This window comes from Palleronia pontilimi (assembly GCF_016412875.1).
Taxonomy (GTDB): Bacteria; Pseudomonadota; Alphaproteobacteria; order Rhodobacterales; family Rhodobacteraceae; genus Palleronia; species Palleronia pontilimi.
The window spans coordinates 73,800-98,830 of sequence record NZ_JAEKPD010000006.1 but is presented as its reverse complement, the minus strand read 5'-3'; the positions used below and the strand labels follow the sequence as shown (position 1 = coordinate 98,830).

The following is a 25,031-nucleotide window of genomic DNA, read 5'->3' as shown; positions in this document are numbered from 1 at the left end:
GCTCGATTTCTGCAGGCTAACGGCGGAAACTGACGACAGACAGGGGCGGAATTATTCTATTTGGTCAAGCGTCGCCGAATTTCCCAAGCGCCTCGGCGAACAGGGCGGGATCGACGTTCCCCCCAGAGATAACGCAAACAACCGTGTCGCCAACGATTTCATCGGCGCGAAACAATGCCGCGGCCAGCGCCACAGCACCGCCCGGCTCGGCCACCAGCTTCAGCCGCTTGAACGCCAGCGCCATGGCGTGCATCGCCTGGTCGTCGCTGACGGTCAGTCCCGGTCCGGCCAACCGGTTCAGGATCGGAAAGGTCAGATCGCCCGGCGCGGGGGTCAGGATCGCGTCGCAGATGCTGCCCGTGGTGCTGGAATTGCGCCGGATTTCGCCCGCCTGCAGCGACCGGGCCATGTCGTCGAAGCCGTCGGGCTCGGTCGGGCGGACGCGCAGGCCCGGCGCGTGATGTTCGAACGCCAGCGCCATGCCCGAAGTCAGCCCGCCGCCGCCGCAGCAGACCAGCACGTCGGCGGTCGTGTCCGGCAAATCCTCGGCGATCTCGATGCCGCAGGAGGCCTGTCCCGCGATCACCATCGGGTGGTCGTAGGGCGGGATCAGTGTCAATCCGCGCTCGGACGCCAGCGCGCCGCCGATCTCTTCGCGGCTTTCGCGGGCCCGATCGTAAAGCACCACCTCGGCGCCGAAGCCGCGCGTGTTGGCGATCTTCAGCGCGGGCGCATCGGCGGGCATGACGATGACGGCGGGGCAGCCATGGATCTGCGCCGCGCGGGCGACCCCCTGCGCGTGGTTGCCGGACGAATAGGCCAGCACGCCGCGCGCGCGGACGTCCGGATCCAGCGCGCTGATCGCCGACCACGCGCCGCGGAACTTGAAGCTGCCGGTATGCTGCAGGCATTCCGCCTTCACCAGCACCCGCCGACCGGCAAGCTCGTCCAGGAAGGGAGAGCTCAGCAGCGGCGTCCGCCGCGCGTGGCCCGCCAGCCGGTCCCGGGCGGCGTGGATCTCGTCGATATTCACAGCAGCGCCCTCCAGGCGGCGATGGCCGCCAGCGCCTGCGGCTCGTCCAGGAACGGCACATGCCCGCGGTCGGGCACCTCGGCCACGATCATGTCGGGGCGGCGGCGGCGCATCTCGGCCAGCGTGGCGGGCGCCAGCAGGTTGGAATTCGCGCCCCTTATGCAGGCCAAGGGCAAACCGTCCATGGCATCGAAGAGCGGCCACAGGTCGGGCGCGGGCTGGGCCCCGCCCGCGCGCACCGTGTCGGCCAGGCCGGGATCGTAGTTGATGACCAGGCCCTCGTCGGTTTGCCGATAGTGCTTTTCCACCTCGTCGACCCAGCGCGCGTGGGGCACGTTGGCGAATCCCGCCATCAGCTCGGCGCGCATGGCCGCGGCCTCGGCATGGGTCTTTTGCACCGGGTTGCGGCCGATATAGGCCATGATGGCGGCGATGCCTTCGGGCGCGATCTCGGGTCCGATGTCGTTCAGGCACACGCCCGCCACGCGGTCCTTCGCCGTCGCGCAGAGCATCATCGCGATCAGCCCGCCCCGCGACGTGCCCAGGATCGGCGCGCGCTGAAGCTCCAGGTGATCGAGCAGCTCGACCACGTCGCGCGCCTCGACCGGGATCGTGTAGCTGGCCGGATCGGCCCAGTCCGACTGGCCCCGGCCGCGGTAATCCAGCGCGATCAGCCGCGCGTCCGACTGGTGGGGGGCCACGTAGTCGAAATCGGTCGCGTTGCGCGTCAGGCCCGACAGGCACAGGATCGGCTGGCCGGTGCCGCGATCGGTGTAATGCAGTCGCAGACCGTCCGACGTGGTGAAATCAGGCATTCGCGGCGATCTCCGGTATGGGTGTCAGGTCGTGCAAGATGTGATGCGGTGCGGCCCACAGCCGATCCGTCGGCGCGCCCGCGCGGTTGACCCAGGCGGTGACGAAGCCGTAGCCCGCCGCCGCCGCGGCGTCCCAGCCGTTCGACGACACGAACAGGACCTCGTCCGGCGCGCAGCCGAAGCGCGCGCCCACCATGTCGTAGACCGGCGTCGCGGGCTTGAAGACGCCCACGTCCTCGACCGACAGAACCGCGTCGAGGGACGCCCCCACGCCCGCCGAGCTCACCGCGCCGTCCAGCATGTCCGGCGACCCGTTGGACAGGATGGCGGTCGCGAAGCCGCGCTCTTTCAGGGTCGCGAGCATCCGGGGCACTTCCGGGTAGGCCTGCAATTCCCAGTAAAGCGCCAGCAGCCTTTCGCGCAGGCTCTTGTCCGCCTGCAGACCGCAAGCCTCCAGCGCCCAGTCCAGACCGTCCTGGGTCACCTGCCAGAAGCTGCAATGCCGCCCCGCCGCGGCCCTGAGCCAGCTATATTCCAGCTGTTTCAGCCGCCAGTCGCGCGCCAGATCCTGCCAGACCGCGCGCAGGGCGTCGCGCCCGGGTTCATCGGCGGCCCGCCGCGCGGCCGAGGCCACGTCGAACAGCGTGCCGTAGGCATCGAATACGCAGATCTTGATCGCCATGGCGCCCTCCTCGGGTTCCTCCTGCCACAGAGCGCGCGGCGGGGAAAGGTCGCGCGACTTGCCCCGCCCGGCGCGAAAGCGGCGATCTTCCGGCAAGCGGGGCGGATTCGGGGCCGGGGTTTACATTCGGCGCTCGGGCGTTCAGCAATGGGCCCCATCACGACCAGGCACGGCGCCGGGGATCGGCGCGCTTGGCAAATTTCCCTTGAAACCAAAGGACACTTTATGACTCAGGCGAAAGAAGGCGACACGATTTCCATGCACTATTCCGGCAGCCTGCCGGATGGCACCCAGTTCGACAGCTCCGAAGGCCGCGCGCCGCTGGAGTTCACGCTGGGCTCGGGGATGATCATTCCCGGTCTCGACAGCGCGATCGCCGGCATGGAAGTGGGCGACAAGAAGACCGTGACCGTCGCGCCCGACGACGCGTACGGCGCCCATGATCCCAACCGGGTGCAGGCGGTTCCGCGCGACCAGTTCCCCGACGACTTGCCGACCGAGCCGGGCACCCAGCTGCAGATGCAGACCCCCGACGGACAGGCGGTTCCCGTCATGGTCGCCGACGCGACCGAGACCGAGGTGACGCTGGACGCCAATCACCCGCTTGCGGGCAAGGATCTGACCTTCGCGGTCGAGATCGTGGCGATCAAGGCCGCCTGAACAACAGCAAGGCGCTTTCGGGCGCCTTGCCCCCCCCGATCACAGGTTCTCGGGCTGCGGCATCCCCAGGACGTGAAAGCCGCCATCCACGTGGATGATTTCTCCGCTCGTGCAGGCCCCGTAATCCGACGCCAGGTAGACCGCCGTGCCGCCCACGGCCTCGAGCGTGGCGTTGCCGCCCAGCGGCGCGTTGGTGTCGGTGTGCTTGAACGTCTTGCGCGCCCCGCCGATCGCGGCACCCGCCAGCGTCTTCATGGGCCCGGGCGAGATCGCGTTCACCCGGATGCCGTCGCGGCCCAGGTCGTTGGCCAGGTAGCGCACCGCCGATTCCAGCGCCGCCTTCGCCACGCCCATCACGTTGTAGAAGGGGGTGACCTTGTTCGAGCCCTGGTAGGTCAGCGTCAGCACCGTGCCGCCGTCTGGCATCAGCTCGGACGCGCGGCGGGCCACGTCGATCAGCGAGTAGCAGCTGATCGACAGCGAGTTCTGGAAATTCGCGCGGGTCGTGTTGATGAAGCGCCCGGTCAGCTCGGACTTGTCGGAAAACGCGATGGCGTGGACGACGAAATCCATGCGCCCCCACTTGTCCTTCAGCAGCGCGAAGGCCGCGTCCATGCTGGCATCGTCGGTCACGTCCACGTCCACCAGCAGGTCGCTGCCGACCGACGCGGCCAGCGGCTCCACCCGCTTGCCGAACGCCTCGCCCTGGTAGGAAAACGCCAGCTCCGCCCCTTCGTCGGCCATGGCGCGTGCGATGCCCCAGGCGATGGACCGTTCGTTGGCCACGCCCATGATCAGCCCGCGCTTGCCCTTCATCAGATCGGCCATGTGACTACTCCCTGAACTTGCTGAGCAGCATGGACCCGTTGGTGCCGCCGAACCCGAAGGAATTGGTCATCACCGTATCGAGCCCGGCGTTTTCCACCAGCGCCGTCGCGATTTCGCCCGCGTGGATGGCCGGGTCCAAGGTATCCACGTTGATCGACGGCGCGATGAAGTCATGCTCGAGCATCAGCAGGCAATAGATCGCTTCCTGCGCGCCGGTGGCCCCCTGGCTGTGGCCGGTCATCGACTTGGTCGAGCTGATCGGCGGCGCGCTCCCCTCGCCGAAGGTGCGGCGCACCGCCTCGACCTCGCCCACGTCGCCCACCGGGGTCGAGGTGCCGTGCGCGTTGATATAGCCCACGCGTCCCGGGTCGACATCCCTCAGCGCCAGCCGCATCGCCCGCTCGCCGCCCTCGCCCGAAGGCGCCACCATGTCGTGCCCGTCGCTGGTGGCGCCGAAGCCCGTGACCTCGGCGTAGATCTTCGCGCCGCGCGCCTGCGCGTGTTCGAGCGACTCCAGCACCACGATGCCGCCGCCGCCCGCGATGACGAAGCCGTCGCGATCCTTGTCGAAGGCGCGCGACGCCTTCTGCGGCGTGTCGTTATACTTGGACGACATCGCGCCCATGGCGTCGAACAGGCACGACAGCGTCCAATCGAGCTCTTCGCCGCCGCCCGCGAACATCACGTCCTGCGCGCCCAGCTGGATCTGCTGGGCGGCCATCCCGATGCAGTGCAGCGACGTCGAGCAGGCCGAGGTGATCGAGAAGTTCATCCCCTTGATCTTGAACGCCGTCGACAGGTTCGCGCTGATCGTTGACGACATGCACTTGGGCACTGCGAACGGCCCGATCCGCTTGGGGCTGCCCTTTTCCAGCACCGTCTGGTGTGCGTCGAACATGGCGCTGGTGGACGGCCCGCCCGATCCCGCGATCAGGCCCGTGGACACGTTCGACACCATGTCGTCGGTCAGCCCCGCATCGGCGATGGCCTGGCTCATGGCGATGTGGGCGTAAGCCGCGCCCGGTCCCATGAAGCGCAGGGTGCGCTTGTCCACGTGCTCGGCAACGTCGATCTTCAGCGTGCCCGCGATCTGGCTGCGAAAGCCGCGCTCGGCCATCTCAGCGCTGGCCTCGATCCCCGATTTGCCCGCCTTCAGGGCGGCGGTGACTTCTTCAGCGGAATTGCCGATGGGGGACACGATCCCCAACCCGGTGACGACGACGCGGCGCATGGGCGCTCCTTCCATTGTTTCCGGACTATTATGAGAGCGGCATCCCCTGTAGCAAGGCGAAAGAGTTTCAACGGATTAAGTGGGCCAAACGAGCATGGCATCGAAAAACGGCAAATTCTTTTCCGAGATTGCCGAGCGCATCGGGGCACGTGCGGAGGCGGAGGGGTTCATCCCTCATCCCGCCTACATTCCGGGCTGGGATCCAGGCAACCAGGATTACAGCAGGTATCTTCTTTGGCCTGATGTGACGCAGAGGATAGACAACTTCGAGATCAATTACCGACCCGCGAGCGAGGAAGCGAGCGTAATGGTCCACAGATCCCCGTCACCGAAAGATGTGAGTTGTGTGCAGGATGTCGGCACCGACCCGGTCGACTGGTCGCGACTGATGCTGGTGCAGGGATCGACACGGTTCGCGGCGCAGCCGAAGATGAATCTCTGGCCTTGGTCGGGCAACAGTGGCTTCTCGACACGCAAGCGTGCCGCAGAAGCGCCGTTGGAAGAGGCCAAGCGCATAATTGCGGTCTGGGACGACGTTGCCCCCTACCTGTTCGCAGCGCTCCGTGGCGAGTATGTGGGCCGACGGGTTGACGTACAAAGAATTCGACCGACCACGGTCAGCTGGTAGCAGTTAGCTTTCGCTCAGCGCCACCTTCATGCCGCTGACCTGGTAGATCAGCTCGCCATCCGCGTGGACGGTGCCGTCGGCGACGCCCATGGTCAGGCGGCGCGATTGCACGGCCTTGGTGAAATTCACGTTGTAGGTCAGCATCTTGCGATCGGGCCGCACCATGCCGGTCAGCTTGACCTCGCCCACGCCCAGCGCATAACCGCGCCCCGTCCAGCCGCGCCAGCCCAGGTTGAAGCCGGTCAGCTGCCACAGCCCGTCCAGCCCCAGGCAGCCCGGCATGATCGGGTTGCCGGGGAAGTGGCACGCGAAGAACCATAGGTCCGGATGGATGTCGAACTCGGCCACGACATGGCCCTTGCCGTGCGCGCCGCCATCGCCCGAGATGTCGGTGATCCGGTCCATCATCAGCATCGGCGGTTCGGGAAGCTGCGCATTGCCGGGGCCGAACAACTCGCCCCGCGCGCATTTCAGCAAGTCGTCACGGTCGAAGCTGGTGGGATTTTGGCTCATGCGGGCGGACCCCTTCCGATACGGGCGATTATTGGCTTCACGGGGTCTATCATCGCGCGTCCGGGCGGCGCAAGCGCAGCGTCAGGCCCCATTGCGGATTGAAAACAGCGCCTTGCGTGCCCTATATAGCGGTGATGGACACTTCAGATCTTCCGCTGCCGTCTTCGGCGCTTGAACGTGGCGCCCGCTGGCTGGCCCGCGCCCAGTTGCGCCCGACCCGTCAGCGCGTGTCGCTGGCGGCCCTGCTGGTGGGCGACGGGGACGACCGTCACGTGACGGCCGAAAGTCTGCACGCCGCCAGCCGCGACGCGGGCGAGGCCGTGTCGCTCGCCACCGTCTACAACACGCTGCGCGCCTTTTGCGACGCGGGACTGATGCAGGAAGTGAACGTGGAAGGCTCGAAAAGCTATTTCGACACCCGCGTGGACGACCACCCGCATTTCTACTGGGAGGACGAGGCGCGGCTGAGCGATGCCCCCGCCGACCAGCTGAAGATCCTGTCGCTGCCCGACGCCCCCGAAGGAACCGAGATCAGCTCGGTCGACGTGGTGATCCGCCTGCGCCGCACCTGACCGGCTCAGGCCCGGCCCGCGGCGTAGCCAAGCGTCACGGCCGCCAGCAACCCGTTGCCGCTGAGATACCCCGAATCCCCCGATCCCGACACGCCGCAGGCGGCCCCCCCGGCCGCGAACAGGTTGGGAAACGGCGCGCCGTCGGTGCCGATCACCCGGCCCGTCCCGTCGGTCCTCAGACCGCCCTGGGTGTGGAACAGCGCCCCGGTGACGCGCACCCCCATGTAAGGCGGCGCAAGGGCCTGCCCGCCCGGCCAGGCGCGCCCGAAAGCATCCACGCCCCGCTCGGGCAGGGAATCCATCGTCGCCCGCAGCGCGTCGCCGGGAAGGTCGAACGCCGCGGCCAGTGCGTCGAGCGTGTCCGCGCTCTTGACCGCGCCCTGCGCCTCGGCGGCCTGGAAATCCTCGAACTGGCGGGCGATGTCGGCGATGCGGGCGTCGAAGATCGTCACCGCCAGGCCGCCGGGCTGGGCGACGACCTGGCGCGCGGCCTCGGAATAGCCCTGGGATTCGTCCCAGAACCGCTGGCCTTCCGTGTTCACCTGCACGCCGCCCTCGGTGATGACGGCCCATGTGATCAGGATGCCGTGGGGGTGGGCGACGTTGCCGTGACCCTGGTAGGCGCCCAGGTGATGCGTGGCCGCCCCCAGCGCCGCGCCCCAATCCAGCGCCTCGCCCCGGTTGCCGTCATGGCCGAACCACAGCGCGTCGCTGATCCCGGGCAGCAGGTCGGCCACCTTGTCGCGATTGCCGCCGAAGCCGTTGCAGGCCAGGATAAGCTTCCCGCAGCCCACCGTCTCGACCCCGCCATCGGGGCGCGTCATGGCGATGCCGGTGATCCGCCGCCCATCCGCGAACAGCGTCCGGGCGCGGCGTTCGCAGATGATGTCGATGCCTTCGCCCTCGGCCGCCTGGCGCAACCGGTCGATCAGCTCGCGTCCCGCCCGCGACGGCAGCCCATGCATCCGGCGGCGCGAATGTCCGGGATAGTCGAAATTCTCCACCACCGAGAAGGGCAGGCCGAAGCGGTCCGCCAGCCATTCCACCACCGGCCCCGCGCCTGTCGCCATGGCGTCCACTAATACCGGATCGTTCTCGCCATGGGCCTTGGCCTGGATGTCGCGCGCGAACATGGCCGGGTCGTCATCGATGCCCGCGGCCTTCTGGAACCGCGTGCCCGCCGCCGGGATCAGCCCCGCCGACAGCGCGGTCGAGCCCTGGGGCACCGCGTCGGCCTCGATCACCAGCACCTGCTGGCCCGCATCCCGCGCCGCCAGCGCCGCCACCAGCCCGCAGGCGCCCGCGCCCACGATCAGCGTCTCGACCTCGAAGTCGAACGCGTCTGGGCTCGGCTGGACGTCAGCCATCCGCGCCCTCCCATTTCCGGCCTTCGGCCAGCATGGCGTCGGTGCCGATCACGTCGTTCAGCCCGTCGAAATCGAACATGCGCTGCTTGAACGGCGTGTTCGAGCCGTGCGCGTGCAGGCTGGCGTAATAGTCCTGCGCCGTGCGCGCCAGCGCCCGCACGATCCCGCCGGGGAAGATGGCGATGGAAAAGCCCAGTTCCTGCAGCTCGGACGCGGTCGAGATCGGCGTGGCACCGCCTTCGACCATGTTGGCCAGCAGGGGCAGGCGGCCTGCGAACTGGTCCGTGATACGCGTCATCTGGTCCCGCGAGCGCGGCGCTTCGATGAACAGCGCATCCGCCCCCGCCGTCACGTAGGCCTCGGCCCGCTCCAACGCGGCATCAAAGCCTTCGACCGCGATGGCGTCGGTGCGCGCGATGATCAGCGTGTCGTCGCTGGCCCGCGCATCGGCCATGGCGGCAATCTTGCCCGCCATTTCCGACCGCGGGATCAATGTCTTGTCCGACAGGTGGCCGCAGCGTTTGGGATAGGTCTGATCCTCGACCTGCAGCGCGCTCGCGCCCGCGCGCTCGTAAAGCCGCATGGTCCGCTGCGCGTTCAGCGCGTTGCCGAAGCCGGTATCCGCGTCGATGATGACCGGCAGCGCCACCCGGTCGGCGATCAGCGCCATGGTGTCGGCCATCTCGGACGACGTGCTCAGGCCGATGTCGGGCCGACCCAGCCGGGTATAGGCCACCGCAGCGCCCGACAGGTACAGCGCCTCGAACCCTGCCTGGCTCGCCAGCGCCGCCGTCAGCCCGTCATAGACGCCGGGCGCCACCAGGATCTCGTCGGCGGCCAGCCTGTCGCGCAAGCCCATCACGCGGCCTCCAGCGCCGCGACGGCGTCCGCGCAGGTCATCTGGCTGCCCAGGGATCCCAGCGACAGCACCGTGGCGTCGTGCACCTCGGGCCTGAACGCCGCGCAGCCGTCGGTCAGCAGCACAGTGTCGATGTCGCGCAGATGGGCGTCGCGCAGCGTGGACGCCACGCCGCCATTGGTCACGATCCCGCCCAGCAGGATCCTGTCGACCCCCAGCTTGCGCAGGATGAATTCCAGCCGGGTCTGGTAGAAGGCGGAATAGGCGACCTTTTCCACCGTGTAGTCGGCAGGCGCCAGCGTCTCGACCAGCGCGTGCCCGAACTGGCCGGGCGCGAAGTCGCCCTTTGTCAGGAACGGCCGCAGCTTGGCCAGGTGCGGCGAGATCAGCGGCGCGCCGTCGGGCATGGGCACCAGCGTGAACTGCGCCGAGACGTAGATCCCGCCCGCCTTGCGCAAAGCGTCGCGCACCGGCGCGATCCGGTCGGGCAGGGCGGCGATGGCGTCCGATCCCTGTCCCGCGCGTCCGTAGGCGCCGTCGGGATGCAGGAAATCGTTCTGCAGGTCGATGGTCAGAAGCGCCGTGCGCGCGGGATCAATTTGGCCGCTCATGGTGCGTCCTTCCGGGTGATGATGGTGTTGCCGAACCGGTCAACGCGGCCGGTCAAGTCGGGCTCGATCAGCACGGTCGTGTCGGCCTGCTCCAGGATCGCGGGGCCGTCCACCACCGCATCCACCGGCAGCGCCAGCCGGTCATAGATCGCCGTGTCGTGCCAGGCGTCGCCGAAATGCACGCGGCGGGTGCCCTTCCTGGCCGCCTCCACGGTCCCGCCCTGGGGTGCCAGCGTCCTCAGGTCGAACTTGGGCCGCTTGCCGATCACGGCCGAGCGCAGGTTCATCACCCGCCGCGTGCCGGATTTCAGCAGCCGCCCGTAGGCCGCGTGATAGGCCGCATCGAACGCGTCGCGGATCTCGTCGCGCGTGGGCGGGGCCACCTTGCCATCCACCACCGTCACCGGGATCGGAACCGACACGGTGTGGGTCTGGCCCACATAGGCCATGTCCAGCTCGAACCGAGTTTCGCGCGCCTCGAACCGGGTCTCGGTCGCGTCCAGGATCGCCATGCCGCCCTCCACGTGGCCCTGCATGAAGCGGCCCAGCGCGTCGGTGTCCAGCGCGTCGACCGTGGCGTTCACCGTCTGCACGAAATCCTGCCGCATATCCGCGATGACGCATCCGAGCGCCGAGGTCACGCCGGGATAGCGCGGCACGATGGCGCGGCCGATGCCGACCTCGTCCAGCATCGCACCCGCGTGCAGCGCGCCGCCGCCGCCGAAGGGCATGAAGGCGAAGGTCTTGGGATCGAAGCCGCGCTCGACCGACACCAGCCGGATCGCGCCCGCCATGCGGCTGTTGGCGACGCGCAGGATCGCCTCGGCCGCCGCTTCGGTATCCAGGCCCAGCGTGTTGCCCACATGCGCGTCGATGGCCCGCCGCGCGGCGTCCACGTCCAGCCGGTCCAGCTTGCCGCCGATGGGATGCTCGGCGTCGATCCGGCCCAGCACCACGCTGGCGTCGGTCACCGTGGGCCGGTCGTTGCCCTGCCCGTAGGCGACGGGGCCGGGGGTCGAGCCCGCGCTTTCGGGGCCGATATTCAGCAAGCCCCCCTTGTCGACCCACGCGATGGATCCGCCGCCCGCACCGATCGTCGTGATCTCGATCATCGGCGTGCGCACCACCATGCCGAAATCGATCGAGGTTTGCGGCGCCAGCATGGACCGTCCGTCGGCCACCAGCGACACGTCGAAGCTGGTGCCCCCCATGTCGCCGGTGATGACGTCCGGAAACCCCGCCTCGGTCGCGATATGCGCCGCCGCGATGACGCCCGCCGCCGGTCCCGACAGCGCCGTGCGCACGGGCAGGCGGCAGGCGGTGCCCACGTCCATCGCGCCGCCGTTGGATTGTACGATCATGAACTCCGACCCGAACCCGCCGTCGCGCAAGGCGGTGTCCAGCCGGTCGATATATCCCGACACCTCGGGCTGTAGATAGGCGTTGAGCGCGGTGGTCGAGAACCGCTCGAACTCGCGGATCTCCGGCAGGATCTCGGACGAGGCCGAGACATGCGGGTTGGGCCACATCTCCCGCAGGGCCGCCACGGCCCGCGCTTCGTTGTCGGGGTTGGCGTAGCTGTTGGCGAACAGCACCACGATCGCCTCGCAGCCCGCCTCCAGCAGCGTCCGGCCCGCGTCGCGCACCGCGTCCAGGTCCACCGGCGTGCGAACCGTGCCATCGGCCAGCGTGCGTTCGGGCACTTCCAGCCGCAAATCGCGCGGCACCACAGGCTCGAATTCGCCGCGCAGACCCCAGGTGCGGGGACGGTCGCGGCGGCGCATTTCCAGCACGTCGCGCAAACCTTCGGTCGTCACGACACCGACCCGCGCGCCCTTGCGCTCCAGCAGCGCGTTGGTGCCCGCGGTGGTCCCGTGGATCACCGCCGAGATCGCGCCCAGGTCCGGGGCCTGCTGGCGGATGCCTTCTAGGAACCCGCCCGACTGGTCGGGCCGGGTGGTGGGCACCTTGGCGACGCTGGCCAGCCCCGCATCCTCGTCCAGGAAGAACACGTCCGTGAAGGTGCCGCCCACGTCGACGCCGATCATCCGCTTGGCCCCGCTCATGCCGCGCCCCCGGTCCAGCCGTACAGCCGCTCGGCGTCGTCCGCGCTCAGCAATCCCCGTTCCACGTCGCGGGCGATGGCGTCGGCGCTGCGATCCGCGGGCGCGCCGTAGCCGCCCCCGCCAGGTGTCTCCAGCCGCACCGCCTGGCCCTGCTTCAACCCGATACCGCGCATCTTCGACACCATGGGCGGCGCGTGCCAGCCGTCATCCTGCTCATACGAAAACACGTTCATCGCCGCATCGCCGCCGCCCGCCACGCCCTTGGGCGCGTGCTTGCCCCGCTCGCCGAACAGGAACGCCTCGGCGCCGTTTTCCTCCAGCACCTCGATCTCGTAGATCGCGCCCAAGCCGCCCCGATGCGCCCCCGCGCCGCCCGAACCGGGGCGCAGCGCCCATTGCCGGAACATCACCGGATAGGCCGCTTCCAGGATCTCCATGGGCGGGATCGTCGCGGTGGAGATCGGCGCGCTGCCGTGGTTCAGCCCGTCCGAGTCCGACGATCCGCCATGCCCGCCGCCGTAGAAGCTGAACATGACCCACTGGCTGCCATCCTTGCGCCGCCCGGCGATCGACAGCGCGTTGATCGTGCCATAGGCGTTGGCCACCACCCGGTCGGGCGCGGCCCCTGCTGCGGCGGCGAAGATCACGTCGATCATCCGCAGGATCGTTTCGGTGTAGCCTCCCACGGGCGCGGGAAACGCGGCCGACAGGATCGATCCTTCGGGGATCTTCACGTCGATGGGCCGCATGACGCCCGCATTGGCGGGCAGGCTCGGGAAAATGTGCTTGATCGCCACGTAGGCCGTCGCCACCGCCGTCGGCCGCGCGATGTTCACGGGGCCGAGGCATTGCGGCGCGCTGCCCGCGAAGTCCAGGCTCATCCGGTCGCCCGAGATTTCAAGACGCACGCGGATCTTCAGGGGCGCGTCGGTGATGCCGTCATTGTCCAGGAAATCCTCGGCCTCCCACACGCCGTCCGGCAGGCCCTTCAGCTCCTCGCGCATCAGCGTCTCGGCCCGGTCCGACAGCGCCCGCAGCGCACCGGACACCGCATCGGCGCCGTAGCTGTCCAGCAGCTCGTCCATCCGCTTCACACCCAGGTCCAGCGCACCCAACTGGCCGTTCAGATCGCCCTCTGCCGATTGCGGCAGACGGGTGTTGCGAAGGATGATGTCGATGATCCCCTGGTCCACCTCGCCGCCGCGCGCCAGCATTACCGGCGGCAGCACGAAGGCTTCCTGGAAGACATCCTTGGCCGCCGGGTTGTAGTTGCCCGGGGCACCGCCACCCAGATCGTGCCAGTGCCCGACCGAGGCGAGCCAGCAGAACAACCGCCCGTCCCGGAAATAGGGCCGCACGAGCCGCATGTCGTTCAGATGCGTGCCGCCGATATGGGCGTCGTTGAAGATCCAGATGTCGCCGTCCTGCGGCGCGCGCCCGGTCTCGGCCACCTTGTCGATCACGGCCTTCACGGCGAAGGACATGACGCCCACGAAGATCGGCAGGCCGGATTTCCCCTGCACCAGCGTGTCGCCGGTTTGCGCGTGGTAAAGCCCGTGCGACGCGTCATGCGCCTCGGCGATGATCGGGTTGAAGGCGGCGCGGAACAGGGTGGCGTCCATCTCGTCCGCGATCTGCTCCATCCGGCCCGCGAGCACCGCCAGCGTGATGGGGTCGAGCGGTCCTTCGGTCACGGGCGCACCTCGGCGATGTCGTTCCACACATCCTGCCGGGTGATCCTGCCGCCCTCCAGCTCGAACCGGTCGATGAAGCGGATGCCGTCGAAGGGGGTGCCGTCGGGCCACGCGCCGTGCAGCGTGCCGCGCACGAAGACGACCGATGTGCCCCGGGCCGCGCACAGATCGGTCCCGTCGATGGTCTTGGCGACGTGGGCGTATCGGGGCCGCGACCAGGCGATAAGCTCGTCCAGATTGGTCATCGGGGCCGCGCCCGGGAAGGTCATCGTGAAACCGGGCGCAAGATGCGCGCGCGCCGCGTCGAGGTCGCGCGCCTCCATGGCGCGCAAGTAGTCCTTCACGACCGCCACCGGGTCGGGCGGGGCCGCGCGGGTCTTGGCACCGTCGCCGTCGGCCGGGTGGGCATTCAGTTCTGGCACGGACGCCTCCCTGTTCAGATGTATCTTTCATAAGACAGATAATTTCGATAATAAAGAACAAATAAGTGGGTCCGGGCGATACAAATATGTTGCCTTCCCGATCCCGCCCGTTACGCTGTTGCACAGCACAGGAGCGCTTATGCCAGACGACGCGCGACACGAGTTGCCGGAAGGGGGGAAGGCCCGCAGGGTCTATCTGCTGCTGCGCGACGCCATCGCGTCCGGCGCGCACGGCCCCGGCGCGCTGTTGCCGGGCGAGCATGCCATGACCGATACCTACCAGGTCAGCCGCGTCACCGTCCGCCGCGCCCTGGACGCGCTCGAGCGGGACGGCCTGATCGACCGCCGCGCGGGCAGCGGCACTCGCGTCCTGGCCGCGCCCGCAACGGCTGCAATGTCCGCCGACATGAGCACGCTGATCCCGCAGCTGGTCAGCATGGGGCAGCATTCGGCCCGGCTGCTGTCGTTTTCCTACGACACGCCGCCCGACCGCATCGCCCGCGAGATGGGGATCGCGCCCGGCGCGCGGGTGCAGATGGCCGTGCGCGTCCGGCTGGTGGATGGTGCTCCGTTTTCGCACCTGACCACCTTCGTGCCCGAAGACATCGCCGCCAACTATTCCGAAGCCGACCTGGCCGGGACCCCGCTTTACCAGCTGCTCGAACGCTCGGGCGTCGTCGTCGCGGCCGCCCACCAATCCGTCAGCGCGACCCTTGCGGGCCCCGAGGTCGCGGATGCGCTGGGCGTCGCCACAGGGACGGCGCTGATGTCGCTCAACCGGATCGTCCGGGACGACGATCAGCGCGTGGTCGAATACCTGTCGGCGCTCTACAGGCCCGACCGGTTCAAGCTGGAAATGTCGCTGAGCCGGGTGGGCAAAGGGTCCGCGCGCCACTGGGAACCGGTCGTCGGCGACCGCGGGGCCGAGGGCGCGCCATGAGCGTCACGATGCTCGACAAGCTGTGGGACGCGCACGAGATCCTGACCAATGACGAAGGCGCGTCGCTGCTCTGGGTCGACCGCCACCTGGTCCACGAAGGCTCGCACCACGCCTTCGCCAAGCTGGCCGAGCGCGACCTGCCCGTGGCCGCGCCCGAGCTGACCTTTGGCGTCGCCGACCACTACGCGCCCACGCGCCACCGCGACCACGTGGACAACGCCGACGTGGCCAAGATGCTGGATCGGCTGTCCCGCAACACCGACGCGCACGGCATTCGCCTGTTCGGCCTGCGCGACCCGCGGCAGGGCATCGTCCACGTCATCGGCCCCGAGCAGGGGATCACCCTGCCGGGCCTTCTGATCAATTGCGGCGACAGCCACACCTCGACCCACGGTGCCTTCGGCGCGCTGGCCTTCGGGATCGGCGCGACCCAGGTGGCCCACGTGCTGGCCACCCAGACGATCTGGCAGACCCGGCCCCGATCCATGCGGATCACGGTCGAGGGCGCGCTGCCCAAGGGCGTCACCGCCAAGGACATCGCGCTGCACTGGATCGCCAAGCTCGGCACCGGGGGCGCCACGGGCCACGCGGTGGAATACGCCGGATCGACCATCCGCGCCCTGTCGATGGAAGGGCGCATGACACTCTGCAACCTGTCCATCGAGGGCGGCGCGCGCTTCGGCATGGTGGCCCCCGACGACACCACCTTCGCATATCTCGACGGTCGCCCCTTCGCCCCCAAGGACGACGCCTGGGACGCGGCGGTGCAGGACTGGCGCGCGCTGGCCTCGGACGCGGGCGCCGATTTCGACCGCGAGGTGCGCATCGACGCGGGCGATATCGCGCCCACGGTCACCTGGGGCACGACGCCCGAACAGGCGCTGCCGATCACCGGCACCGTGCCAGACCCCGACAGCTTCGACGGCGCGCGCGTCAAGGCCGCGCGCGAGGCGCTGGATTACATGGACCTGGTGCCCGGCCAGAAGCTCAGCGATATCGCGGTGGACCAGGTGTTCCTGGGCTCCTGCACCAACGCCCGGATCGAGGACCTGCGCGCCGCCGCCGCCATCCTGAAGGGCCGCCGCGCGAAGGTTCCGGGCATCGTCTCGCCCGGCTCGATGCTGGTGCGCGCGCAGGCCGAACGCGAAGGGCTCGACCGGATCTTCACCGACGCAGGCCTCGACTGGGTCGCCTCGGGCTGCTCCATGTGCGTCGGCATGAACGGCGACACCGTGCCCGCTGGCAACCGTTGCGCGTCGTCCACCAACCGCAACTTCCGCGGCCGCCAGGGGCGCGGCGCGCGCACCCACATCATGTCGCCCGTGATGGTCGCCGCCGCGGCGGTCACGGGCCATCTGACCGACGCGCGGGAGTTCCTGTGATGGCGGGCTGGACCACCCATAACGGCAAGGCGGTGGCCCTGCCGCGCGCCAATGTCGACACCGACCAGGTGATCCCCGCGCGCTTCATGTCCGCCAGCCGCGCCGAAGGATACGGCGGATACCTTTTCGCCGACCTGCGCGACGGCGATCCCGACTTCCCGCTCGACCGCCACCCCGACGCCAGCGTGCTGGTGGCGGGCCCCAATTTCGGCTGCGGCTCGTCGCGCGAGGCGGCGGTCTACGCGCTGGTCGATGCGGGCATCCGCGTCGTCGTGGCCGAAAGCTTCGCCGACATCTTCGCGGGCAACGCGGTCAATAACGGCCTGCTGCCCGCCGCGATCCCAGACGCGGGCGCCATCCTCGACGCGCTGGGCGACGGCACGGCATCCGCGCGGGTCGATCTGGACGGCGGAACGCTGACGATCGACGGCAAGACCTACGCGTTCGATCTGCCGAAGATCTGGCGCGAAAAGCTGGTCAACGGCTGGGACGATATCGACCTCACCCGCGCCCACGCGGACGCCATCGCGGCCTACCGCAAGACCCGCGCAAAAACCGCTTCCTGGGCCTGGCCCGACGGGGCATCGTGACCCGCAAGATCCGACAGCGAACCCAAGATCCCCGGACGACACCGGGGGCGCATAGCAAGGAGAGTTACATGAAACTGACACCCATCACCGGGGCCGTCTCGGTCCTTCTGTCGCTGGGCGGCATGGCCCAGGCGCAGGACACGCTGACCGCCGTCCACGCCTTCCCCGAAACGCTGATCTATACCCAGAGCTTCCTGGATTTCGTGGAAAAGGTGAACGAACGCGGCGAGGGCGTCGTCGAAATCCAGGTCCGCGGCGGCCCCGAGGCGATCGGCATGTTCCAGCAGCCCGACGCGGTGCGCAACGGTGTCGTGGACATGGTCTATACCCCAGGCTCGTTCTACGGCGGTGCGCTGCCCGAGAAGGACGCGCTGGTGGCGTCGAACCTGACCGCCATCGAGACGCGCGAGAATGGCGGGATCGAGCTGATCGACCAGATCCACCAGGAAAAGATGGGCGTGAAGTATCTCGGCTGGTTCGACAGTGGTGTCTGCTACAACCTCTGGACCCGCGACGAGCCCACGCTGGACGCCAACGGCAACCTGGACGTGTCGGGCCTGAAGCTGCGCGGCAACGCCGTCTACAACGCCTTCTTCACCGACTACCTGGGCGCGCAGGTCATCGACCTGCCCACGACCGAGGTCTATTCGGGGCTCGAGCGCGGCGTGGTCGACGCCACCGGCTGGACCCAGATCGGCCTGATCGACCTGAAATGGAACGAGTTCCTGAACTACCGGATCGAGCCGTGCTTCTTCTCGACCGACCTGGGCGTGATCGTGAACCTCGACAAGTGGAACAACCTCAGCGACGAGGCCAAGACCATCCTGCAGGACGTCGCGATCGAGCACGAAGCCGCATCGGTCGGGGCGCTGAAGGCCAAGCGGGACGAGGATTTCGCCGCCCTGGAAGAGCAGGGGATGCAGGTCGTCACGCTCGAAGGGCAGGCCGCCGCCGACTACCTGGCCGCCGCGCGCGAAAAGACCTGGGCGCGGATGCAGGGCCTGATGGAAGAGCACCCCATGGGCACCGAGAACTACGACAAGCTGATCGAGCTCTTCTACGACGAAAGCGCCGATCCCACCTGATCCAGACCGCGCGGCGGCCCCATTCCGGGCCGCCGCACCGCCCGCCGGGAAAGGCCCGCCATGCATTCCATCCGACGCGCCTATGACGCCGTCCTGACGCTCATGGCGATCATCGCGGGCGCCATGCTGGTCTGGCTCATGGTCTCGATCGTCGTGTCGGTCGCCATGCGCAACGCGGGCCTGCAGCCCTTCGCGTGGCTCTTCACGTCCTCGGAATACGCGCTGCTCTACATGACCATGCTGGGCGCGCCGTGGCTGGTGCGCGAACGGGGCCACGTCCATATCGAGCTGGTCACCGCCGCCTTGCCCGACGCCGCGCAGGCCATCGTCAGCCGCCTCGTGGCCGCGGCTTGCGTCGTCGTGTCGGTGATCCTGGCGTGGAAGGGGGCGGAACTGGTCGTCACCAACCTCGAGCGCAACGATTACGACGTGCGCGCCTACTACTTCCCCAAGTGGATCCTGACCGCGGCCTTCCCGGTCAGCTTCACGCTGATGGCCGTCGAGTTCGCCCGCTTCGTCTTCGGCCCCGAGCTCATGCATTCGGGCGAGGCGGGGATCCACGAATGATGGAATGGTACGCGGCACTGGGCCTGCTGCTGGGCTCGATCATGCTGCTGATGGCGGCGGGGATGCCCGTGGCGCTGGCCTTCCTGGCCGCCAACATCATCGGCGCGTGGATCTTCATGGGCGGCGAGGCGGGGATCACCCAGCTTCTCAACAACGGCTTCGGCTCGCTGACCAGCTTCGCGCTGGTGCCGATCCCGCTGTTCCTGCTGATGGGCGAGCTCTTCTTCTTCACCGGCCTCGGGAGCCGCATGTTCAACGCCATCGACAAGCTGCTGGGCCGCCTGCCGGGGCGGCTGTCCTACGTCACGGTGATCGGCGGCACCGGGTTTTCCACGCTGTCGGGGTCGTCCATGGGCTCGACCGCGCTGCTGGGCGCGCTGATGGTGCCCGAGATGAACGCCCGCGGCTACAAAAAGCACATGTCAATTGGCCCGATCCTGGGCACGGGCGGGCTGGCGATCATCATTCCGCCCTCGGCGCTGGCGGTGCTGCTGGCGACGCTGGCGCGCATCGACGTGGGCGCGCTGCTGATCGCGGGCGTGATCCCCGGGCTGATCCTGGCCGGGCTCTACATCGCGACGATCTGGTTGCAGGTCCGTATCGATCCCGACGCCGCCCCCGCCTACGACGTGCCGTCCATGGGCCTTGCCGAAAAGCTGCGGCTGATCCTGCGCGACGTGGTGCCCATGCTGTCGGTCATGGTCATCACCGTGGCGGGTATGATCGGCGGCATCTTCACCCCGTCCGAAGCCGCGGCCTTCGGTGCTCTGGGCGTGCTGATCCTGGCCGTGGCCTATCGCTGCCTGAGTTGGGAGAACCTGCTGAAATCCATCGACGGCGCGCTTCGGGTGACGCTGATGGCCTACCTCATCGTCTTCGGCTCGGCCACGTTCAGCCAGCTGCTGGCGTTCTCGGGGGCCTCCAGCGGGCTGATCGACTGGGCCACGGGGTTCGACCTGTCGCCGCTGGCGATGCTGCTGGTGATGTTCGCGGTGCTGCTGCTGCTGGGCATGTTCATGGAACAGATCTCGATCATGCTGCTGACGGTGCCGATCTTCTTCCCGCTGGCGCAGGGCTTGGGCTTCGATCCCATCTGGTTCGCGCTGGTGATGCTGCTGGCGCTCGAGATCAGCTTCACCACGCCGCCCTTCGGACTGCTGCTGTTCGTCATGAAAGGCGTGGCCCCCGCGGGCACGTCCATGCGCGACATCTACACCTCGGCCTTCCCGTTCATCGGCTGCTCGATGTTCCTGGTCTTCCTGCTCATCGTCTTCCCGGGCCTCGCGCTGTGGCTGCCGAGCCTGTGAGCCGCCGCCCCGCGACGGGCATCGTCCACCTGGGCCTCGGCGCCTTCGCCCGCGCCTTCGTCTGCCCGTTCGTGGCCGACGCCATGGCGGCCTCGGGCGGCGATTGGGGCATCACCGGGGTTTCGCTTCGAACGCCGGACACCCGCGATGCGTTGCGCGGCCAAGGCTGGGCCTATTACGCGGTCGCGCTGACCCCGGACGCCCCGGCCCCGCGCCGCGTGACGGTGCTGAATGACGTGCTGGTCGCCCCCGAGGATCCCGGCGCGGTGTTGGACGTTTTGTGCGACCCGCGCGTGAAGATCGTCAGCCTCACCGTGACCGAGAAGGGATATTGCCACGACCCGGCGACCGGCGCGCTGAACCCGGATCACCCCGATATCCGCCACGATCTGACCGACGCCCACCCCGTCTCGGCCCCCGGCTACCTCGTGCGCGCATTGCAGCGCCGCCGCGACGCGGGCCTGCGCCCCTCCACGGCGATGAGTTGCGACAACCTGCCGGGCAACGGCGCGCTGCTGCGCGGCGTCGTGCTGGACCTCGCCGCCCGTATCGATCCGGCCCTGGCCGACTGGATCGCGGCCGAGGCACGCTTCCCCGCCACCATGGTCGACCGCATCACGCCCGCCACGACCGACGCCGATATCGCGCGCGTCGCGCACCTGACCGGCCAGCACGACCCCGCGCCGGTGATGCACGAGCCCTTCGCCCAATGGGCGATCGAGGACGATTTCGTCGACGGCGCCCGCCCCGACCTCGCCGCCGCGGGGGCCGAGATGGTGGCCGACGTCACCGCCCACGAGCGCATGAAGCTGCGGATGCTGAACGGCGCCCATTCCGCGCTGGCCTATACCGGCTACCTTGCGGGGCACGAGACCATCGCCGACGCCATGGCCGACCCGGTCTTCGCCGCCTACGCGCAGCGGCTCTGGTCCGAAATCGCGCCCACCGTGACCGCGCCGCCCGGCGTGTCGCTGGACGCCTATGCCGACAGCCTGCGGGCCCGCTTCGCCAATCCCGCGATCCGGCACCGCACCTGGCAGATCGCCATGGATGGCAGCCAGAAGCTGCCCCAGCGCCTGTTGGGCCCGCTCGGCGACCGGCTTGAGCGGGACCAGCCCAGCCCCGCCCTTTGCCACGCCGTCGCCGCGTGGATGCGCTACGTGCGCGGCGTGGACGAGCGGGGCCACCCCATCGACCTGCGCGATCCCATGGCCGATCGACTGAAGGCGCTGGCCAGTGACGATCCCGACGCGACCGTCACCGCCCTTCTGACCGTGCGCGGAATCTTCCCCGCCGACCTGGCCGCGCGCCTGCAAACGCCGCTGATCGACGCCGCCCGCCGGATCTGGAGGAACGGCGTCCGCGCCTCACTCGACACCCTCTAGCCACCGCGGCCGCCCCGGCGCGCGTCCCGTCACCGCCGCCTCGGCACAATCCGCCAAGCTGGCGAAGCGCAGGGCGCGGCCCGACAGGCTCGGCCCGTAATGAGCGTATTTTGCCGAATTGGTCATCACCACGCGCGCGTCCGGCGGGAACACCGGCTCGGTGATCGAGCACCAGCAGAGATCGGGCAACACCCGCACCCCGCGCGCGCCCAGCGCCGCAAGCGTCCCGTCGCGGTCCAACCCGGTCAGCGTCGCGCGCCCCACCGTCGCCATCGCCCGCGCCCCGTCGCAGCGCCGGTCGCCCAAAGCGGCCAGGAACCCCCGGCACTCCGCCGCGCTGGCATGGGGCGACCCGATGGCAACCAGGTCCACCGAGGTACTGCCCCGATTGAGATCGGCCCAGCCGCGCCTGAAATCCGCCAGCCGGATCCGCACGTGATCCGCGTCCGGCGCGGGCGGCGCGTCGCCTTCCGGCGTGACGCCCGCCACGTGCAGCATCGGCGCGGCCGAGGTCGTCCCGAACGCCGCGCAGAGAGCCTTCAGGTCGTCGGCACCCGGGCGGCTGCCGTCCAGCCCGCGCACCAGCGGCACCCGGTCCGGCGACGCCTGGCCCAGCAGCCAGCCCAGCAAGGGCCACGCCGCATCGTCCGCGCCGGGCGGCATAGCGACATCGACCACCCGCCGCGCCACGCGGCCCGCGTCCAGATACACGCCCGACGCGGGCGCGCGGCCCGTCATCGCGATGCACAGGTCCAGCAAGTCCGCGTGCTTCGCCGTGCGCGCGCCCAGCACCGAGTTGGCGAACACCACCGCGTTCGATTCCGACCAGGCGATGACCTCGCCGCGTGCGGGCGGGTCGTCCAGCAGGTAAGGCGCGCAGGTGAAGCTCGGCGCCGCGCCCATGGACACGTAGGCATCCGCCAGCGCCTGCGCGGCAGTTCCGAAATCGCCGTCCACCCCCTGCGCGCGCCAATTCTCGCGATCGACCGAGATCGCGTTGGTCGTGGTCGGCACCCGCACCCGTGCCCCCAGATCCGCCATCATGCGCGCGAAGGCCAGGAAGGCAGGATCGGCGTAGATGCACCCGTCGATATGCGCGCGCGTGACGTCCAGCAGCCCCGTCGCCCCCTGCACGCGGGCCATGTCGCAGATGATCCCCATCGCCAGCCGCGCCGCCCGGCCATGCGTCCCCGATAGGAACTCCCGGTCCCGGTCGTCCAGGGCCAAGCCGTCCCCAAGCGGCGCCAGGTCCAGCGAAACCCTGTCCGCCACCAGCCTGCCGTCGCCGATGGCCACGCGCCCGGACCGCGCGACGCGGGCGTAATCCTCGGCCCCCAGGCGCACCACCGGAAGCGCCCGCCCGAACAGCCGCGCGGCCACCAGCGCGCCCAGCGTCAGCACCTCTTCCCGCGCGCCGAAGACCAGCGCCGCCGGTCCGCGTCCCGCCAGCACCAAGCCCAGCAGCACCGCCGAGCCCGAGCACGACCCCCGCGAGGTCGGCATCAGCACCACCCGCCCCGCCAGGCTTTCGCCGCGTTGGGGGTGCTGCGCGTCCACGATCGTCCCGGTCGCCGGGTCAACCCCGCCCCAGACGCTCAACCCCGCGTCGCAGACCAGCGTGCGGCCCTCGGCGAGGACGTCCAAGATAAGCTGCGCCATCCCGCAAATCCCCCAGGCCCGAAAACCCATGGTCCCCGATTGCAGGCTCTTGGCAAGTCCAGTATCTAGCGAAAAACCCGCGATCCCAACCGCATCGCGCGCAATCCCATGACCCCAAGGACGGACCCACCCGTGATGACGCCGGACGAACTTCGCAAATCCTACATCGATTACATGGTCGCCGCTGGGTCGGTCGAAATCCCGTCCGACGGTCTGGTGCCCGAGAACGACTCGACCACGCTCTTCACCGGGTCGGGGATGCAGCCCATGGTCCCCTACCTTCTGGGCCAGAAGCACCCCAAGGGCGACGACCTGTCCAACGTCCAGCGCTGCGTGCGCACCGGCGATATCGACGAGGTGGGCGATCCCACCCACCTGACCTTCTTCGAGATGATCGGCCGCTGGCAGCTCAACGCCGATCCCGCCACCTACAAGCGCCGCCAGATCGAGCTGATCTTCGGCTGGCAGACCCAGGTGCTGGGTCTGGATGCCAGCCGCGTCTATATCAGCGTGTTCGCGGGCGACCAGGCGCTCGGCATCCCCCAGGACGACGAGGCCATCGCCATCTGGCAGGACGAATTCGCCAAGCTCGGCATCGACGCCAAGGTCGAGCCCGAACCGGCGAAATACGGCATGTCGCGCGGCGGCCGCATCTTCCTGTATGACACGTCCGAAAACTGGTGGTCCCGCGCGGGCGTCCCGGAAAACATGCCGGTGGGCGAGGTCGGCGGGCCGGATTCGGAAATGTTCTACGATTTCGACCCCTCGGGCCCCGACACCGACCACCCGGCAGCCGACGATTCGCGCCTGGTCGAAATCGGCAACAACGTCTTCATGTCCGTGAAGAAGACCGATGACGGCTTCGTCCCGCTCCCTGCGCCCAATATCGACTACGGCGGCGGGCTCGAGCGGATCTTCTCGGCCGTGCAGGGCAACCCCGACGTCTATCGCACGCCGTTCTTCGCCTCTGCCATCACCGAGTTGGAAAAGCTGACCGGTCACGGTTATGAGATCGACACGTCGTCCTTCCGCATCATCCTGGACCACGCCCGCGCGGTGACGTTCCTGATCGGCGACGGCGTGACGCCCAGCAATTCCGACGCGGGCTACGTCGTGCGCCGCCTGCTGCGCCGCGCCGTGCGCGTGGGCCGCGGCCTCGACGCGCCCGCCGACCTGATGGCGCGGCTGGCGCGCATCTATATCGACGAGGCCAAGTCCTTCCAGGAACTCTACGCCCGCGCCGACAAGATCGTCGAAGCCATCACCCGCGAGGAAGAGCAGTTCCAGCGCACGCTGGTCACCGGCGAAAAGGAAATCCGCGCCTTCGTCGCCAAGAACGACACGCTCGACGGTGCCGACGCCTTCCGGTTCTACGAGACCTACGGCTTTCCCAAGGAACTGACCGAGGAAGTGCTGGGCGAGATGGGCAAGACCATGCAATCGCCTGAGAAATTCGACGAAGCCGCCAAGGTCCATTCCGACAAGTCGCGCAGCGCAGCGGCGGGCAAGTTCGCGGGCGGTCTGGCCGATCACTCGGAAACGACGACCGCCTACCACACCGCCACGCACCTGCTCCTGGCGGGCCTGCAGCGCGTCCTGGGCGACCACGTCCACCAGATGGGCAGCAACATCACCGCCGAGCGTCTGCGCTATGACGTGTCCCACCCCCAGAAGGTGACGCGCGAGGAACTGGACCAGGTCGAGGCATTCATAAACGACGCCATCGCGCGCGGCGCGACGGTCAGCGTGACCGAAATGACCAAGCAGGAAGCGCTGGACGCTGGCATCGAAGGCTCGTTCTGGGAAAAATACCCCGACGTGGTGACGGTCTACACCATCAAGGCCGAGGACGGCGAGATCCTGTCGCAGGAGCTCTGCGGCGGCCCCCATGTGGGCGACCTGTCCGAGGTGGCCGAATTCGGCCGCGTGAAGATCACCAAGGAAGGGTCCTCCTCGTCCGGGGTGCGCCGCATCCGCGCCGAGTTCCGCGCCGCCTGACCGGGCGGCGCGCGCCGCTGCCCCGCACCGAGCGCCGCGTCCCGCCGAATCCACCCTCGGTCGGATCGCAGGGTCAGCCGCGCCGTTGATCCTGGGACCAATCCCGGTCGATCCCCTGCGACACGTCCGACCCTTTC

The 25,031-nt window shown here is 68.9% G+C and carries 24 protein-coding genes; 11 read left to right on the top strand and 13 right to left on the bottom strand.

Annotated features, from left to right (window positions below; all coding sequences use genetic code 11):
• Positions 1-64: 64 nt before the first annotated feature.
• The 3 genes from ILP92_RS06700 to ILP92_RS06690 are packed head-to-tail and all read right to left on the bottom strand — an operon-like array spanning position 65 to position 2,530.
• Positions 65-1,033, bottom strand: a complete 969-nt coding sequence (locus tag ILP92_RS06700) for a threonine ammonia-lyase (protein ID WP_198915605.1) — start codon at positions 1,031-1,033, stop codon at positions 65-67.
• Positions 1,030-1,848 (bottom strand): alpha/beta fold hydrolase, encoded by an 819-nt coding sequence (locus tag ILP92_RS06695; protein WP_198915604.1) that lies wholly within the window; start codon positions 1,846-1,848, stop codon positions 1,030-1,032. The genes ILP92_RS06700 and ILP92_RS06695 overlap by 4 nt, the downstream gene beginning before the upstream one ends.
• Positions 1,841-2,530 carry a haloacid dehalogenase type II gene (locus ILP92_RS06690; RefSeq protein WP_198915603.1) on the bottom strand — a complete coding sequence of 230 codons (690 nt, stop codon included), beginning with the start codon at positions 2,528-2,530 and terminating at the stop codon, positions 1,841-1,843. Before ILP92_RS06690 ends, ILP92_RS06695 begins: the two co-directional genes overlap by 8 nt.
• Positions 2,531-2,755: 225 nt before the next feature.
• Here ILP92_RS06690 and ILP92_RS06685 point away from each other — a divergent pair, with 225 nt between their 5' ends.
• Positions 2,756-3,190, top strand: coding sequence for an FKBP-type peptidyl-prolyl cis-trans isomerase (locus tag ILP92_RS06685; protein WP_198915602.1), 435 nt, complete (start codon positions 2,756-2,758; stop codon positions 3,188-3,190).
• A 39-nt stretch (positions 3,191-3,229) separates the two neighbouring features.
• On the opposite strand, the gene ILP92_RS06680 is transcribed toward ILP92_RS06685, so the two are convergent.
• Positions 3,230-4,018, bottom strand: a complete 789-nt coding sequence (locus tag ILP92_RS06680) for an enoyl-ACP reductase FabI (RefSeq protein ID WP_198915601.1) — start codon at positions 4,016-4,018, stop codon at positions 3,230-3,232.
• Between the two features lie 4 nt (positions 4,019-4,022).
• The gene (fabB, locus tag ILP92_RS06675; RefSeq protein ID WP_198915600.1) at positions 4,023-5,249 is read right to left on the bottom strand and encodes a beta-ketoacyl-ACP synthase I; all 1,227 of its coding nucleotides are present in this window, start codon (positions 5,247-5,249) and stop codon (positions 4,023-4,025) included.
• A gap of 94 nt (positions 5,250-5,343) precedes the next feature.
• Between fabB and ILP92_RS06670 the strand changes: the two genes are divergently transcribed.
• Positions 5,344-5,877, top strand: coding sequence for a hypothetical protein (locus tag ILP92_RS06670; protein ID WP_198915599.1), 534 nt, complete (start codon positions 5,344-5,346; stop codon positions 5,875-5,877).
• Between the two features lie 3 nt (positions 5,878-5,880).
• Here the strand turns inward: ILP92_RS06670 and fabA are convergent, their stop codons facing one another.
• Complete coding sequence (gene fabA / locus ILP92_RS06665) at positions 5,881-6,390, bottom strand: bifunctional 3-hydroxydecanoyl-ACP dehydratase/trans-2-decenoyl-ACP isomerase (RefSeq protein ID WP_198915598.1); 510 nt, start codon at positions 6,388-6,390, stop codon at positions 5,881-5,883.
• Positions 6,391-6,524: 134 nt separating this feature from the next.
• On the opposite strand from fabA, the gene irr reads away from it, so the two are divergent.
• Complete coding sequence (gene irr, locus ILP92_RS06660) at positions 6,525-6,962, top strand: Fur family transcriptional regulator Irr (protein WP_198915597.1); 438 nt, start codon at positions 6,525-6,527, stop codon at positions 6,960-6,962.
• Between the two features lie 5 nt (positions 6,963-6,967).
• On the opposite strand, the gene ILP92_RS06655 is transcribed toward irr, so the two are convergent.
• Genes ILP92_RS06655 through ILP92_RS06630 form a run of 6 tightly spaced genes read right to left on the bottom strand, consistent with a single transcriptional unit; the run spans position 6,968 to position 13,981 of the window.
• On the bottom strand, positions 6,968-8,329 hold the full coding sequence (locus ILP92_RS06655) for an FAD-dependent oxidoreductase (RefSeq protein WP_198915596.1): 1,362 nt from the start codon (positions 8,327-8,329) through the stop codon (positions 6,968-6,970).
• Positions 8,322-9,188 carry an isocitrate lyase/PEP mutase family protein gene (locus tag ILP92_RS06650; RefSeq protein WP_198915595.1) on the bottom strand — a complete coding sequence of 289 codons (867 nt, stop codon included), beginning with the start codon at positions 9,186-9,188 and terminating at the stop codon, positions 8,322-8,324. The genes ILP92_RS06655 and ILP92_RS06650 overlap by 8 nt, the downstream gene beginning before the upstream one ends.
• Complete coding sequence (locus ILP92_RS06645) at positions 9,188-9,799, bottom strand: cysteine hydrolase family protein (RefSeq protein ID WP_198915594.1); 612 nt, start codon at positions 9,797-9,799, stop codon at positions 9,188-9,190. The genes ILP92_RS06650 and ILP92_RS06645 overlap by 1 nt, the downstream gene beginning before the upstream one ends.
• Entirely contained in the window at positions 9,796-11,865 is a 2,070-nt protein-coding gene (locus ILP92_RS06640) for a hydantoinase/oxoprolinase family protein (protein ID WP_198915593.1), read from the bottom strand. Before ILP92_RS06640 ends, ILP92_RS06645 begins: the two co-directional genes overlap by 4 nt.
• On the bottom strand, positions 11,862-13,559 hold the full coding sequence (locus ILP92_RS06635) for a hydantoinase B/oxoprolinase family protein (RefSeq protein WP_198915592.1): 1,698 nt from the start codon (positions 13,557-13,559) through the stop codon (positions 11,862-11,864). Before ILP92_RS06635 ends, ILP92_RS06640 begins: the two co-directional genes overlap by 4 nt.
• Positions 13,556-13,981 carry a nuclear transport factor 2 family protein gene (locus ILP92_RS06630; protein ID WP_368667848.1) on the bottom strand — a complete coding sequence of 142 codons (426 nt, stop codon included), beginning with the start codon at positions 13,979-13,981 and terminating at the stop codon, positions 13,556-13,558. Before ILP92_RS06630 ends, ILP92_RS06635 begins: the two co-directional genes overlap by 4 nt.
• A gap of 139 nt (positions 13,982-14,120) precedes the next feature.
• Here ILP92_RS06630 and ILP92_RS06625 point away from each other — a divergent pair, with 139 nt between their 5' ends.
• The 7 genes from ILP92_RS06625 to ILP92_RS06595 all read left to right on the top strand — a co-directional run bounded on the left by ILP92_RS06625 (position 14,121) and on the right by ILP92_RS06595 (position 21,237).
• The gene (locus tag ILP92_RS06625) at positions 14,121-14,921 is read left to right on the top strand and encodes a GntR family transcriptional regulator (protein ID WP_198915591.1); all 801 of its coding nucleotides are present in this window, start codon (positions 14,121-14,123) and stop codon (positions 14,919-14,921) included.
• The gene (gene leuC / locus ILP92_RS06620) at positions 14,918-16,303 is read left to right on the top strand and encodes a 3-isopropylmalate dehydratase large subunit (RefSeq protein WP_198915590.1); all 1,386 of its coding nucleotides are present in this window, start codon (positions 14,918-14,920) and stop codon (positions 16,301-16,303) included. The genes ILP92_RS06625 and leuC overlap by 4 nt, the downstream gene beginning before the upstream one ends.
• Positions 16,303-16,893: a 3-isopropylmalate dehydratase small subunit gene (gene leuD / locus ILP92_RS06615; RefSeq protein WP_198915589.1), complete on the top strand. Its 591-nt coding sequence runs from the start codon at positions 16,303-16,305 to the stop codon at positions 16,891-16,893. The genes leuC and leuD overlap by 1 nt, the downstream gene beginning before the upstream one ends.
• Before the next feature lie 68 nt (positions 16,894-16,961).
• Positions 16,962-17,978 carry a TRAP transporter substrate-binding protein DctP gene (dctP, locus tag ILP92_RS06610; protein ID WP_198915588.1) on the top strand — a complete coding sequence of 339 codons (1,017 nt, stop codon included), beginning with the start codon at positions 16,962-16,964 and terminating at the stop codon, positions 17,976-17,978.
• A gap of 60 nt (positions 17,979-18,038) precedes the next feature.
• Positions 18,039-18,545 (top strand): TRAP transporter small permease, encoded by a 507-nt coding sequence (locus ILP92_RS06605; RefSeq protein WP_198915587.1) that lies wholly within the window; start codon positions 18,039-18,041, stop codon positions 18,543-18,545.
• Positions 18,545-19,852, top strand: a complete 1,308-nt coding sequence (locus ILP92_RS06600) for a TRAP transporter large permease (protein WP_198915679.1) — start codon at positions 18,545-18,547, stop codon at positions 19,850-19,852. Before ILP92_RS06605 ends, ILP92_RS06600 begins: the two co-directional genes overlap by 1 nt.
• Positions 19,849-21,237: a mannitol dehydrogenase family protein gene (locus ILP92_RS06595; RefSeq protein ID WP_497549931.1), complete on the top strand. Its 1,389-nt coding sequence runs from the start codon at positions 19,849-19,851 to the stop codon at positions 21,235-21,237. The genes ILP92_RS06600 and ILP92_RS06595 overlap by 4 nt, the downstream gene beginning before the upstream one ends.
• Here the strand turns inward: ILP92_RS06595 and lhpI are convergent.
• Complete coding sequence (gene lhpI, locus ILP92_RS06590; RefSeq protein WP_198915585.1) at positions 21,220-22,896, bottom strand: cis-3-hydroxy-L-proline dehydratase; 1,677 nt, start codon at positions 22,894-22,896, stop codon at positions 21,220-21,222. The genes ILP92_RS06595 and lhpI overlap by 18 nt on opposite strands.
• Before the next feature lie 135 nt (positions 22,897-23,031).
• Between lhpI and ILP92_RS06585 the strand changes: the two genes are divergently transcribed.
• Positions 23,032-24,894 (top strand): alanine--tRNA ligase, encoded by a 1,863-nt coding sequence (locus tag ILP92_RS06585; protein WP_198915584.1) that lies wholly within the window; start codon positions 23,032-23,034, stop codon positions 24,892-24,894.
• Positions 24,895-25,031: the final 137 nt, after the last annotated feature.

Coding starts and splice junctions, on each gene's coding strand:
- ILP92_RS06695 (WP_198915604.1), bottom strand. CDS start 1,848: ATGCCTGATTTCACCACGTCGGACGGTCTGCGACTGCATTACACCGAT.
- ILP92_RS06690 (WP_198915603.1), bottom strand. CDS start 2,530: ATGGCGATCAAGATCTGCGTATTCGATGCCTACGGCACGCTGTTCGAC.
- ILP92_RS06685 (WP_198915602.1), top strand. CDS start 2,756: ATGACTCAGGCGAAAGAAGGCGACACGATTTCCATGCACTATTCCGGC.
- ILP92_RS06680 (WP_198915601.1), bottom strand. CDS start 4,018: ATGGCCGATCTGATGAAGGGCAAGCGCGGGCTGATCATGGGCGTGGCC.
- fabB (WP_198915600.1), bottom strand. CDS start 5,249: ATGCGCCGCGTCGTCGTCACCGGGTTGGGGATCGTGTCCCCCATCGGC.
- ILP92_RS06670 (WP_198915599.1), top strand. CDS start 5,344: ATGGCATCGAAAAACGGCAAATTCTTTTCCGAGATTGCCGAGCGCATC.
- fabA (WP_198915598.1), bottom strand. CDS start 6,390: ATGAGCCAAAATCCCACCAGCTTCGACCGTGACGACTTGCTGAAATGC.
- irr (WP_198915597.1), top strand. CDS start 6,525: ATGGACACTTCAGATCTTCCGCTGCCGTCTTCGGCGCTTGAACGTGGC.
- ILP92_RS06655 (WP_198915596.1), bottom strand. CDS start 8,329: ATGGCTGACGTCCAGCCGAGCCCAGACGCGTTCGACTTCGAGGTCGAG.
- ILP92_RS06650 (WP_198915595.1), bottom strand. CDS start 9,188: ATGGGCTTGCGCGACAGGCTGGCCGCCGACGAGATCCTGGTGGCGCCC.
- ILP92_RS06645 (WP_198915594.1), bottom strand. CDS start 9,799: ATGAGCGGCCAAATTGATCCCGCGCGCACGGCGCTTCTGACCATCGAC.
- ILP92_RS06640 (WP_198915593.1), bottom strand. CDS start 11,865: ATGAGCGGGGCCAAGCGGATGATCGGCGTCGACGTGGGCGGCACCTTC.
- ILP92_RS06625 (WP_198915591.1), top strand. CDS start 14,121: ATGCCAGACGACGCGCGACACGAGTTGCCGGAAGGGGGGAAGGCCCGC.
- leuC (WP_198915590.1), top strand. CDS start 14,918: ATGAGCGTCACGATGCTCGACAAGCTGTGGGACGCGCACGAGATCCTG.
- leuD (WP_198915589.1), top strand. CDS start 16,303: ATGGCGGGCTGGACCACCCATAACGGCAAGGCGGTGGCCCTGCCGCGC.
- dctP (WP_198915588.1), top strand. CDS start 16,962: ATGAAACTGACACCCATCACCGGGGCCGTCTCGGTCCTTCTGTCGCTG.
- ILP92_RS06605 (WP_198915587.1), top strand. CDS start 18,039: ATGCATTCCATCCGACGCGCCTATGACGCCGTCCTGACGCTCATGGCG.
- ILP92_RS06600 (WP_198915679.1), top strand. CDS start 18,545: ATGGAATGGTACGCGGCACTGGGCCTGCTGCTGGGCTCGATCATGCTG.
- lhpI (WP_198915585.1), bottom strand. CDS start 22,896: ATGGCGCAGCTTATCTTGGACGTCCTCGCCGAGGGCCGCACGCTGGTC.
- ILP92_RS06585 (WP_198915584.1), top strand. CDS start 23,032: ATGACGCCGGACGAACTTCGCAAATCCTACATCGATTACATGGTCGCC.